At 68.2% G+C, this 11,508-nt stretch carries 10 protein-coding genes, 1 tRNA gene and 1 pseudogene; 5 read left to right on the top strand and 7 right to left on the bottom strand.

Features of this window, described 5'->3' with window-relative positions; translation table 11 throughout:
- From E2F46_RS10285 to E2F46_RS10275, 3 genes and pseudogenes are all read right to left on the bottom strand, one after another.
- Nucleotides 1-380: pseudogene (locus E2F46_RS10285) on the bottom strand (hypothetical protein); the annotation flags it as partial.
- 500 nt (nt 381-880) lie between these two features.
- Nucleotides 881-2,509, bottom strand: coding sequence for a hypothetical protein (locus E2F46_RS10280; protein WP_133322006.1), 1,629 nt, complete (start codon nt 2,507-2,509; stop codon nt 881-883).
- Between the two features lie 25 nt (nt 2,510-2,534).
- Nucleotides 2,535-3,128: an NfuA family Fe-S biogenesis protein gene (locus E2F46_RS10275; RefSeq protein WP_133322005.1), complete on the bottom strand. Its 594-nt coding sequence runs from the start codon at nt 3,126-3,128 to the stop codon at nt 2,535-2,537.
- A gap of 163 nt (nt 3,129-3,291) precedes the next feature.
- Here E2F46_RS10275 and E2F46_RS10270 point away from each other — a divergent pair, with 163 nt between their 5' ends.
- Entirely contained in the window at nt 3,292-3,633 is a 342-nt protein-coding gene (locus E2F46_RS10270; protein ID WP_133322004.1) for a 4a-hydroxytetrahydrobiopterin dehydratase, read from the top strand.
- Between the two features lie 51 nt (nt 3,634-3,684).
- Here the strand turns inward: E2F46_RS10270 and E2F46_RS10265 are convergent, their stop codons facing one another.
- Nucleotides 3,685-4,650, bottom strand: coding sequence for an RluA family pseudouridine synthase (locus E2F46_RS10265; protein WP_133322003.1), 966 nt, complete (start codon nt 4,648-4,650; stop codon nt 3,685-3,687).
- 422 nt (nt 4,651-5,072) lie between these two features.
- Here E2F46_RS10265 and E2F46_RS10260 point away from each other — a divergent pair, with 422 nt between their 5' ends.
- Nucleotides 5,073-8,123: a ribonuclease E/G gene (locus tag E2F46_RS10260; protein ID WP_133322002.1), complete on the top strand. Its 3,051-nt coding sequence runs from the start codon at nt 5,073-5,075 to the stop codon at nt 8,121-8,123.
- A 23-nt stretch (nt 8,124-8,146) separates the two neighbouring features.
- Here the strand turns inward: E2F46_RS10260 and E2F46_RS10255 are convergent, their stop codons facing one another.
- Complete coding sequence (locus tag E2F46_RS10255; protein WP_133322001.1) at nt 8,147-8,794, bottom strand: response regulator; 648 nt, start codon at nt 8,792-8,794, stop codon at nt 8,147-8,149.
- A gap of 159 nt (nt 8,795-8,953) precedes the next feature.
- On the opposite strand from E2F46_RS10255, the gene E2F46_RS10250 reads away from it, so the two are divergent.
- Entirely contained in the window at nt 8,954-9,856 is a 903-nt protein-coding gene (locus tag E2F46_RS10250; RefSeq protein WP_133322000.1) for a M28 family metallopeptidase, read from the top strand.
- Between the two features lie 27 nt (nt 9,857-9,883).
- Here E2F46_RS10250 and E2F46_RS10245 read toward each other — a convergent pair whose 3' ends face one another.
- The gene (locus E2F46_RS10245; protein ID WP_133321999.1) at nt 9,884-10,234 is read right to left on the bottom strand and encodes a GFA family protein; all 351 of its coding nucleotides are present in this window, start codon (nt 10,232-10,234) and stop codon (nt 9,884-9,886) included.
- Between the two features lie 205 nt (nt 10,235-10,439).
- Here E2F46_RS10245 and E2F46_RS10240 point away from each other — a divergent pair, with 205 nt between their 5' ends.
- Both E2F46_RS10240 and E2F46_RS10235 read left to right on the top strand, forming a co-directional pair.
- A complete protein-coding gene (locus E2F46_RS10240; protein WP_243720384.1) occupies nt 10,440-10,784 on the top strand; it encodes an ArsR/SmtB family transcription factor in 345 nt (114 codons plus the stop codon).
- The gene (locus E2F46_RS10235; RefSeq protein ID WP_133321998.1) at nt 10,781-11,320 is read left to right on the top strand and encodes an SRPBCC family protein; all 540 of its coding nucleotides are present in this window, start codon (nt 10,781-10,783) and stop codon (nt 11,318-11,320) included. The genes E2F46_RS10240 and E2F46_RS10235 overlap by 4 nt, the downstream gene beginning before the upstream one ends.
- Before the next feature lie 16 nt (nt 11,321-11,336).
- On the opposite strand, the gene E2F46_RS10230 is transcribed toward E2F46_RS10235, so the two are convergent.
- A tRNA-Ser gene (locus E2F46_RS10230) sits at nt 11,337-11,426 on the bottom strand.
- Between the last annotated feature and the right edge of the window lie 82 nt (nt 11,427-11,508).

Raw genomic sequence — 11,508 nt, 5'->3', positions numbered from 1 at the left:
GAAAACGGAACTCCCGACTTCGGGTCCTCGCGCATTTCGAACCCATACCACCAATCCTCGCTTATCTGCTCGCCGTAGCCGTAATAGCCGGACGAAAAGGTTTTGACATCCACTCCCATGACTTGGCTCAAGCGTTCGGGTGTGAAGTCGCTCCGAAACCTGCTGCTGCGAATCAACTCCAGCAATCGGGTCAATGCCTGTTCCGCAGTCAGCTTCGGGTTAACGGGCGAGGTGTCCTGTCCGGCAGTGTCGGGGGCGGTTGGCGTGGTTATGGCGGGTGTCTCGACGGGATTCTGGTCGAGCGTCGTTTGTGTGGGGGCATGCGCGCAGGCGCCCAGTACAAGCGATGACAAGAGGAGTGGCGAGGTGCGTGATCGCATGCAGATCATCCTTGTTGCATCGAGGGGTTGAAGGGAGTCGCACCCGGGAATATCGACAGGGCGACTTCAGACACGGGACGCTGGCACGATCGCCTGGCTGTCGTGCCCACGCGCTATTGCGCGCAGCTCGCCTTCGTTCCCGTTCGCGGCAAGGCCGGTGTGGCGTGGATGCTGTAGATGCTTGATCTGGGCAGTCTGCCCTGAGCGCAAACGGCCAGCCGCGCACGGCATTGGTTTGGCCGCGCCTCGCGCGCAAGATGCCGTTCGCAGTCTTGGTGGCGTCCTGCATGCGCCTGGGAAAAGGAAACGAGTGCGGCCGGCAGGACAGCGAGCGACAATCGGTTCATGGGCACCTCCTGTGCGGCCTGAAGCGGAATGTAGTTCGGCTCCTGATGCGCCCGCAAGCGTTGCAGCAGCAGGCTTGAGCCATGATCACGACTGCTTGGTGACGCGGAAGTTGGGCGCCCGAGCGTACGTGCGGGCGCAGCCTGGCGTCAGGCTCAACCCGGGCCGTCGCTCGGCGCGGGACGGTGCAAGCTGTCCTGGTCGTCGTGCAATTCCGGCTTGAACGGAACATCCGGCGGCGGACGCGCCTCGGCCTCGACATCCATCATGTTCGGATCGTAGAGACCACAGGCGCCGCCTGCGGCCAATAACACCACCGCGCAGCGGATCGATTTGCCCGTGCCGGGGATCGGGATCAGCACCTCGGTGATGCTGCGGCGGACCCACTCCTGCAACAGGGTTTCGCTCGGCACCCAGAAGCGGTCCAGCGAGGTCGGCTGGTAGTCGATCGGGGGGCGCTTGAGCCATGTGCCCATGCGGTCGATCTTCTCGTAATCCTCGGTGATCGTGCCCGGCGGAAGGCCACCGCCCACACGCCCCGACCCCGCAAGGCGTGGGCTGCCATCGGCGTTGAACAGCCCGCTCGACCCACCCGGCTGGTTGCGCGTGGACTCGCCCCAGTCGTCGCCGCGCCGCGGCGTGGGCAAGGCGCCGGTTCCCGGGGCCGGGGAGGCGCCGCTGCCCGCGGCCACGCCTGCAGGTCGCGTTCCCTGCCCCGCGCCGGGCGCGGGCGTGCCACCGGTGCGCGCACCCGGTTGCTGCGCCGCGCCGGAAGGTGCCTGGCCGCTGCCTGCGGTACTGGCAGGCGCTGCCGGCGCGGGCGCCGGGATGCTGCGGCTCGCCGCGGCGGGCACGTCCCGGGTCAGGTCAGGCGCACGGACCTGCGCACCCGGCAGTGGACGGATCTCGACCGGCGCCGCCGGCAGCGGCACGGCGCGCTGCACCACCTCCAGTTCGGGGGTTGGCGATTCCCGCACCGCAACCTCGCGCTGAGGCAACGGGCGAAGCGTCGGCGGCGACTGCGGCACCACGATCTCGCGCGGGTCCGGCTGCGCCAGCACCGCCTGCGGCGTCGTCACCCTCGGGCGACTCTCGATCTGCACCTGCACCGGCGGCACCACGAAGTCGATGTCCGGCGCCGTGGTTTCGGTCACCTGCAGTGGCTGCTCGGTCGGCGGCTGGGCCACGGCCGGCTCGGGCTGCGGCGGCGCCTGTGCCGGCTCCGGAACGCTGGGCGGTGTCGCGGCGGCCTGCACCGGCGCGGATGGCGCCGGGCTGGCGGCCGTTTCCACTTCGGGCGCGAGATCCTCGGGTGCACCGCCGGCATCGTCGTCCGGCGTCCCGGTGCCGATGTACTCCACCTGGATCACGCTTTCCTCGCCGCGCCCGGCCTCGTCATCGGCAGACGGGATGGCGAAATACAGCGCCATCAGCCACATCATCGCCCCCACCCAGAACAGGTGGAACAGCAGCGAGAATGCCAGCGCCACCCAGCGTCGACGCCGCACCTCGCGCCCCGCCCTGCGCCAGTCATAGCGCAGCAGCGCGAACGCCGCCCGCCATGTGTTCCAGCGCTCGTAGCCGGTACGGAATACCGGTTCTCGCGCGGCGAAGATGGCAACGAATCCCTCCGGCGCAGCGCCGTTGCCACGCCCTGCCTGCATTGCCGTGGCATCAAGCCAGGACTGCCATCCGGGCGCGAACTCACCGGGGCCTGACTCAGGCCGGATCGAACGCCGCAGCCGTCGCTGCAGGGCCTGGATCAGTTCGGCGGACGTGTACACGCGGGCCGAGGGTCCGTGCGCGGGCTCAGGCCGCGTCGCGCGGGATGTACGGCGCGCTGCCGGTGTCGTGGTCGGTGGCGTCGCGCACCGCGGTCACGCCCGCCACTTTTTCCATGAGTGTCTTCTCGATGCCCTGCTTCAACGTCACGTCGGCCATGCCGCAACCGTGGCAGCCGCCGCCGAACCGCAACAACACCACGCCCTCGGCGGTGATCTGTTCCAGCGCGACATGCCCACGATGCTGCGCCAACTGCGGATTGATTTCCGATTCGATCAGCCAGCGCACGCGCTCGACCATCGATGCCGACTCCGCCGGCGCTTCGCCCTTGATCTTCGGCGCGCGGATCTGCAGTTGCCCGCCGGTCGACTGCGCCGTGTAGTCGATCTCGGCGCCGTCCAGATAGCGCGTGCTGGCGGCATCGAGCCACAACGTGAAGCCCTCGCAGTCGATCGCCCACTCATCGCCCTGCAGGTCACCGGGCTCGGCGAACTCCAGCCGCACGTCGGCCTTCGAGGTACCCGCATGCACGGCCGCCAGGCGTACGCCCAGCCCGGGTAGTGCTTCGCGCTCGATCAGCTTGCGGAAATGCGTCTGGGCGGATTCGGAAATCTGGATCATGCCGCGATATCCCCACCCGTGATGCCTGGCATCCGGGACGTGAAGAGTGTCCGTGATTCTGGGAGATGGATCATCAGCGTATTCTAGCGGCCCACACCCCGTGCGCCCGTTGTTTGCCCCGCTGTGGCATGAACGGACGCGCGCGTTTCGTTAGGAGATCGTGATGTCCGACCTGATTCCCCTCGCCCAGGCCCACTGCAGTCCGCGTCGCGGCAAGGAGCACAAGCTCACCGAAGCACGCCTGCGCGAACTGCTGCCGCAACTGCCGGACTGGGACCTGGTGGAAGACGGCCACGCCCTCAGCCGCACGTTCCGCTTCGACGACTACCACCGCACCATGGCCTTCGTGAACGCACTGGCGTTCATCGCCCATCGTGAGGACCACCACCCCGACCTCGGCGTGCACTACGACCGCTGCGCGGTGCGCTTCTCCACGCATGACGTCGGCGGCCTGAGCGAGAACGACTTCATCTGCGCGGCGAAGGCCGACGCGCTGGTCGCGTAATCCCGCGGCGGGGCGGCTTCGGGTGCATCCGCAGGCAGTACAAGCACGGCGCTACAGCAAGCGGTCCAGCACCGTCCGCAGGTCTTCCGGCAGCGGCGCGTCCAGCACGTAGGGTACGCGCCCCCCGTCCAGCGCGAACTCCAGCGACGCGGCGTGCAGGAACAGTCGCTTCAGTCCGGCCTGCTCGCGCAGCCGCTGGTTCGCTTCGGCATCGCCATACTTCGGGTCGCCCGCCACCGGATGGCCTATGTGCTGGGCATGCACGCGGATCTGGTGGGTGCGGCCGGTCTCGATCCGCACCTCGCAATACGACTGCCCGGCGCGCCGCTCCAGCACCCGGAAGTGGCTCAGCGACGGCTTGCCGCCAGGATGCACCTGCACGTGGCGCTCGCCGCCCTGGCGCATGTGCACGTGCAAAGGCGCATCCACGCTCATCACGCCGTCCGGCATGCGCCCGGCCACCAGCGCCAGGTAGCGCTTGCCGATCACTTCACCTTTCACCGCAGGGTCCTCGCGCATCAGCGCCTGCAGCTCGCGAAGCGCCGAACGCTTCTTGGCCACCACCATCAGGCCGGAGGTGTCGCGGTCCAGCCGGTGGACCAGCTCCAGTTCCTGCCCCGGCCGCAGTGCACGCAGGGTTTCGATCACCCCGAAGCTCACGCCGCTGCCGCCATGGCTGGCGACGCCACTGGGCTTGCTGATCGCCAGCAGGCGGGCATCCTCGAACACAAGGCTGGCTGCCATGATGTCGAGCAGCGACCGGCTGGGCGCACCCTTGTCTCCAGGTTCGGCGAGACGGACCGGCGGCACCCGCACCTGGTCGCCCCCCGCCAGCCGCGTGTCGGCCTTGGCACGCCCCCCGTTCACCCGCACCTGCCCGCTGCGGACGATCTTGTAGATCAACGACTTCGGCGCGCCCTTGAGCTGCCCCAACAGGAAGTTGTCCAGCCGCTGGCCGGCCCGGTCCTCGGGCACTTCGACGATACGGACTTGGGACGGGGCGGGAGGCACTGTCATGCGCTGTTTATCTGATACACTCGGCGGGCGAGATAAGGTGCTGATTTCGCAGGGAGTTCACGGGCCGAAAGCCCGCCTTCCGCGAAGCCCGGCCAGTACGCGACCACCACCCTCGGGGCGGACATGTTAGCGGCTGGACGGCAGTGTCCGACATCGCCCGGTGCATGCCACCGGCGCTGAACACGTCCCGTGCGACGCGCCAGCCCGCCCGAAAGGCAGGCCGGCGCGGCCGCCGGTCCCGCAACAGAATGGAAGTGAGCGCTCCCGCGGTTCGCCGTGGTGCCGTAGCGCTGGACACCCGGATCGCCGCTGCGCTTGCGCGGCTGGCGGCCACCCGCAGACTCCAGGCGAAACGCCCGGCGTTCCGCGCGCCTGCCCCGCCCCAACCGGGGGAGCAGCGAGAGCGCACGAGGAACGCAACAATGAAGCGAATGCTCATCAATGCCACGCAGGCAGAAGAACTGCGCGTGGCGATCGTCGACGGCCAGACCCTGTACGACATCGACATCGAACAGCCGTCCCAGGACCTCAAGAAGTCCAACATCTACAAGGGTCGCATCACCCGGATCGAACCCTCTCTGGAAGCCGCCTTCGTCGAGTACGGCGCCGAGCGCCACGGCTTCCTGCCGCTGAAGGAAATCTCCCGCGACTACTTCCAGGCCGGCGCCGACCACCGCAGCGGCAACATCAAGGAACTGCTGCGCGAGGGCCAGGAGGTCGTGGTCCAGGTCGACAAGGAAGAGCGCGGCAACAAGGGTGCCGCCCTGACCACGTTCATCTCGCTGGCCGGCCGCTACATGGTGCTGATGCCCAACTCGCCCACCGCCGGCGGCGTCTCGCGCCGGATCGAGGGCGACGACCGCGCCGAGCTGAAGAAGGCGATGGACGCGCTGCAGATCCCCGACGACATGGGCGTGATCATCCGCACCGCCGGCGTGGGCCGCGATGCCGAGGAACTGCAGTGGGACCTCGACTACCTGCTCAGCATCTGGAAGGCGATCGCCGAGGCTGCGCTGTCCAAGCCGTCGCCGTTCCTGATCTACCAGGAGTCGCGCCTGATCACCCGCGCACTGCGTGACTACATGCGTGCCGACATCGGCGAGATCCTGGTCGACACGCCGGAGATGTACGAGGAGGCGAAGGAATTCGTGGCGCAGGTGATGCCGCACAACCTGCGCAAGCTCAAGCACTACACCGACGACACCCCGCTGTTCAACCGCTTCCAGATCGAGTCGCAGATCGAGAGCGCCTACGAGCGCACCGTGCGCCTTCCTTCCGGCGGCGCGCTGGTGATCGACCAGACCGAGGCATTGACCGCAGTCGACGTCAACTCGGCGCGCGCCACCCGTGGCGGCGACATCGAGGAAACCGCGTTCAACACCAACCTCGAAGCCGCCGAGGAAGTCGCCCGCCAGCTGCGCATCCGCGACCTGGGCGGCCTGGTGGTGATCGACTTCATCGACATGTCGTCGAACAAGCACCAGCGAGAGGTCGAGAACCGCCTGCAAAGTGCGCTGCGCTTCGACCGCGCGCGCGTGCAGCTGGGGCGCATCTCGCGCTTCGGCCTGCTGGAGATGAGCCGCCAGCGCCTGCGCGCCTCGCTGGGCGAATCGAGCCAGATCGTGTGCCCGCGCTGCGAAGGCCACGGCCGCATGCGCAGCGTAGAATCGCTGAGCCTGTCGATCATCCGAGTCGCCGAGGAGCACGCGATGAAGGACAACACCGGCCAGGTGCTGGTGCAGGCGCCGGTGGAGATCGCCAACTACCTGCTCAACGAGAAACGTGGTGCATTGGCCGAGATCGAGAAGCGCCACGGCGCGCCGATCGTCATCGTGTCCGACGAGCAGCTGCACACGCCGCATTACGAAGTCACGCGCCTGCGCGAGAACGAACTGGGCGAGGAAAGCAGCCGTCCCAGCTACCAGCGCGGCACCCCGCGCAGGCTCAACACCATCGCGCTGAGCAAGGCCAATCTCAATGTGCCCAAGCCAGCGGTGACCAACGTCAAGCCGTCGCAGCCTGCACCGGTACGCGAGCCGAAGCCCGAACACGCACCGGTTGCCGCCCCTGCGCCCGCCCCCGCGCCCGCCCAGGTGTTTGCTGCCGAACCCGCCGCGACCGGCGGCGTGATCGGCTGGTTCAAGCGGGTCTTCGGTGGTGCCGGGGCCGAGGACCGGACGCTGGAACAGCGCACGCGCGACGACCGCAAGCCACGTGACGGCCAACGCGACGACCGTGGCAACGGCCAGCGCCGTGAGAACAACCGCCGAGGGCGCCAGGACGGGCGTCGCGACGACAGCCGTCGTGACGGCCAGCCACGCAAGGACCGCCAGCCGCAGAAGGCGCAGGAAGCCAAGCCGCAGCCGGACAAGGCGGCTGCACAAGGCGGCAACGCGCAGAAGAAGCCAAAGGGCCAGAACGCGCAGTCACAGAAGCCGAAGAGTCCGCGCGCACCCAAGCCGCAGGCGGACGAGGCCACACCCATCGCTGCAGCGACCGTGGTCGCCGCTGCCGCTGCGGTGCCGGCAGCGACGCACGCCCCGAACGAGGGCAACCATGACGCACGTCCCGCAGGCGATGCGGCAACGTCACCCATTGCAGCGCCGGTGACGGAGGCAGCGATCAACGCGACAGCATCCGAGGCGAGCGCGCCGGCAACCGGCCAGGTCCAGGATGGCAACGACGATGGATCGGGCACCGAGTCGACGGCTCGCCGTCGCCGCGGCCGCCGCGGTGGCCGTCGCCGTCGCCGGGGTGGCGAAGGTGGCGGGACCGCTGCGACAGATGACGGACTGTCGGTCGACGACGGTGCAACTGAAGACGGTGAGACGACCCAGCCGATCGCCAACGGCGCCCAGCCCGAGTTCGATTTCGACGATCTGCCGGCGGCGGCTCCCGCGGTGCCCAAGCCGGATCAGGCCAGGTCTACGCCTGCACGCCCCGCCTTGGCGCCTGTGGATACGCACTCCGGGTCAACGGGTGCCGACGCGCTGACACAGCCTGTGTTCGCCGCTCCAGCCAGCGCCGCAACAGATGATGCGGTTGCGTCACCTGCGGCGTCGCAAGCTCCCGGTGAAGCGGCCCGCGACAACGCCACGTCCGTCGAAAACGCAGCCAGCGCTGCCCCGGGCGAGGATGCTGCCGTCGCAGCCGCCCCCGCAGCGGCGGAGCCTGTGGGCGCGCCACCTGCCTCGACGCAGGCCGATGCGGTCGTGGAATCTTCCATCCCCGAAACGGCCGTCGACGATGGCACGTCCCAGGCTGCGCTCGCCGCCAGTTCCGCCGAAGTAACGCAGGGCAATGGCTCCGGCCAGCTCTTCGCAGCGCCGGTCCCGGCCACCGTGCAGGACACCTCGCCGGCAGCGGAGGCCGCGGACACGCTGGCCGCGGGTGCGGATGCAGTGGCGAACGACGAAACCGTCGACGAAGACGCCGAAACCGCGACCGACCAGGCCTCGACGCGGAGCGCGTGAGAAATGCTGTCCCGCACGGGCGCTCACAGCGCCTGTGCGGGATCCAGCAGGCCGTACTGGCTGGCCAGGCGGGCCAGCGCGATGTTGTCCTCGATCTGCAGCTTCTGGAACAGCCGCGACTTGTGGGTGTTCACCGTCTTCGCGCTGAGGCTCAGCCGCTTGGCGATTTCTTCCTGCCGCAACCCTTGCAGCATCAGCATCGCCACTTCCATCTCGCGCGGCGACAGCGCATCGAACGGCGTGCCGCCACCGTCCATGCCCGATAGCGCCAGGTTCTGAGCGATGCGGCCGGCGAGATAACGCTTGCCGCGCGCCACGTCGCGGATCGCCTTGAGCAGTTCGTTGGCATCCCCGCCCTTGCCGACATACCCCGAGGCGCCCGCTTCGATCAGGCGCTTGGGCATTGGCCCGTCTTCCAGCACGGACACCACGATCACCTTGGTGCCGTGGCGCCCCTTGACGATGCGTTCGGTCACTTCCAGCCCGCTGATGCCGGGCAGGTGCAGGTCGCACAGCACGACGTCGGGTTGCAGCTTGCGCACCTGCGGCAGCGCATCCTCGCCACTGTCGGATTCGCCCACCACCTCGATGTCGGTTTCACCGGACAGCAGCATGCGTACGCCGGCGCGCACCAGCGCGTGGTCATCGACGATGTAGACACGGATGGTCATCCCTGGCCCTCCCCTGTAACCGTGAACCCAACCGCAGGCTACCCGTGCGCATGGCCTGCCCGCAACCGCCGCAAGCCAAGCCTTCGTGGCGCGCGGATTCGTGCACACTGCCGCCTCCGGTCCCGAGTTCGAGCAGGCGGCCACCCGACGAGACCTGCCATGTCCCTGTCACGACGTCCTTTCGCCATTCTCCTGCTTGCATTGCTGCTGTCTGCCTGCGCCAGCCATGCGCCAGACAGTGCCACTGCTCCCCCGCCCGCCGCCGCCCCGACCGCAGCCGGCTCCGCATGGCTGGACGACGTCGCCGCCATCGCTGCAAACCGCGGCAGCGATGCGCGGCGCGGTGCGATCCTGTCGCGCCTGGATGCCGCGGGACTGGCTTCGGCCGAAACGGCCTTCACCGCCCGCGATCTGGCCGGCATGAACCTGCTGGCAACGGTTTCGGGCGGTTCCGGGCAACCGCTGCTGCTCCTTGGCGCGCACTACGACCAGGTCGACGTTGGAAGCGGCGTGACCGACAACGCCTCCGGCAGTGCGGTCGTGCTGTCGCTGGCGCGTCGTTTGCAGCAAGACCCGCTGCAGCACCACCGCGTCGCCGTCGCCTTCTGGGACCTGGAGGAAAAGGGCCTGCTTGGGGCGAATGCCTACGTCGCCGAAGGCGGCGAACGCCCGGCGCTGTACGTCAATTTCGATGTGTTCGGCTGGGGCGACACGGTGTGGATGATGTCGCCCGACAGCGGCCACCCCCTCGCCACCGCTACCCGGCGTGCCGCCGATACATTGGGCCTGCACGCATCGATCGGCGAACGCTATCCACCCACCGACCACCTTGCCTTCCTCAAAGCCGGGTGGCCGGCGGTGTCCTACTCGCTGGTCGGCAAACACGAGATCCCGTCGATCCTCGAGATGTTCACCGGCAAGACGCCGCGTGCGATGCCCAAGGTCATGCAGGTCATCCACAGTGAGCGCGACACATTGGCCGAAGTGGACCCCGCCGCCGTCGAAACGGCCATCGACGCCATCGAGGCCGCACTGCGCGAATGGGATGCCGGTGCCGGTTGATCCCGGCACGAGACGGGATCCCGCCCGTTACAGGCCTTTGCCGTCGAAATGCTGCACCGGGATGGCATCGAGGTCGAGGCCTTCGATGCAGCGCAGGTTGATCGCGATCGTCCGCGTGCCATCCGGGGCCGTGCCCTCGCCATAGGGATGGATCCCGCAGCGCGGGCAGAAGTGGTGCTTGATGGCATGCCTGTTGAAGGTGTAGGTGGCCATCTGCGACGTCGGCGTGCGCAGCACGAACGCGGACTCGGGACGGAACCAGAGCAGGCTTGCGCGGCGCGCGCAGATCGAGCAATTGCAGGCCAGCGCGCCGTCGATGTCGCCCTCCACCTCGAACGCGATCTGGCCGCAATGACAACTCCCGGCATGTTTCGGCATGGCATGTCTCTCCTCTGGCAATTGGGCATCGTGTCACCGACGAGGCCCGATGGGTGGTCTTCCCCGGCATGCGGAGCGCCCGCACACTTCTGCCGGAGTGTCCCGAAGGTGCCCGTACTCACTCGCACCACGATATTCAACCGAATGGTTGACATTACTCCAGGCCGAACCTATATTCAACCGTATGGTTGAATCAGGTGCCCCCATGCTCGACGCCCTATTCCACGCCCTCGGCGACGCCACCCGCCGCCGGATGCTGCGCGATCTGGCCGCGGGCGAACGCACCGTCGGCCAGCTGGCCGAACCCTTCGCGATGTCGCTGGCAGCGGCCTCCAAGCACGTCAAGGTGCTGGAGAACGCCGGCCTGATCCGGCGCGAGATCCGGGGCCGCACCCACCTGTGCCGGCTCGAACCCGGCCCGCTGGCCAGCGCCGATGCCTGGCTCGCCCACTACGAACGCTTTTGGACATCGCATCTCGACGTCCTCGACCGCCTGCTGCGCGACGAGCAGGCCTCCCCTTCCCCTTCAACCGATGGAGACGAACCATGAGCCCCGATTCCGGCGTTGCCGCGCACGGCGTGCTGATCGAACCGACCACCCTGCGCATCCAGCGCGTGCTGCCCGGCACCGTCGAACGCGTCTGGGCCTATCTCACCGACGGCGAATTGCGCCGCAAATGGCTCGCTGCCGGCGACATGGTGCTGCAGGCCGGCGCGCCGTTCGAACTGGTCTGGCGCAACGACGAGCTGAGCGCGCAGCCCAGCCAGCGTCCACAGGGATTCTCGGACGAACACCGCATGAAGAGCCGCATCGTCGCCGTCGATCCGCCGCGGCACCTGGTCTTCGCCTGGGGCGAGCAAGGCACCGGCGAGGTCGCGTTCGACCTCGAACAGCAGGGCGACAAGGTGCTGCTGACCATCGTCCACCGCCGCGTGCCCGACCGCGACGCACTGCTCAAGGTCAGCGCCGGCTGGCATACGCACCTCGACACTCTGGAAGCGGTCCTGTCCGGCGAGTATGCCGGGCCGTTCTGGCCGCGCTGGCTGCAGCTCAGGGACGAGTACGACGCGCGGCATCCGCGCTGATCGCGGCATCGGGAAGTGGCGGAGAGAGTGGGATTCGAACCCACGGAAGGTTTGACCCTTCGCCGGTTTTCAAGACCGGTGCCTTAAACCGCTCGGCCATCTCTCCGAATTGCATTGTCGCTACCACACGGCGCTTGCGCGCCGTCTTCGCCGGTTTGACCAGCGGCTTCGCCGCTGTTCCCTCCGGC

This window comes from Luteimonas aestuarii (genome assembly GCF_004357985.1).
Taxonomy (GTDB): domain Bacteria; phylum Pseudomonadota; class Gammaproteobacteria; order Xanthomonadales; family Xanthomonadaceae; genus Luteimonas; species Luteimonas aestuarii.
Note: the sequence above shows the minus strand (reverse complement) of the source record. Positions and strands in the feature narration are given on the sequence as shown.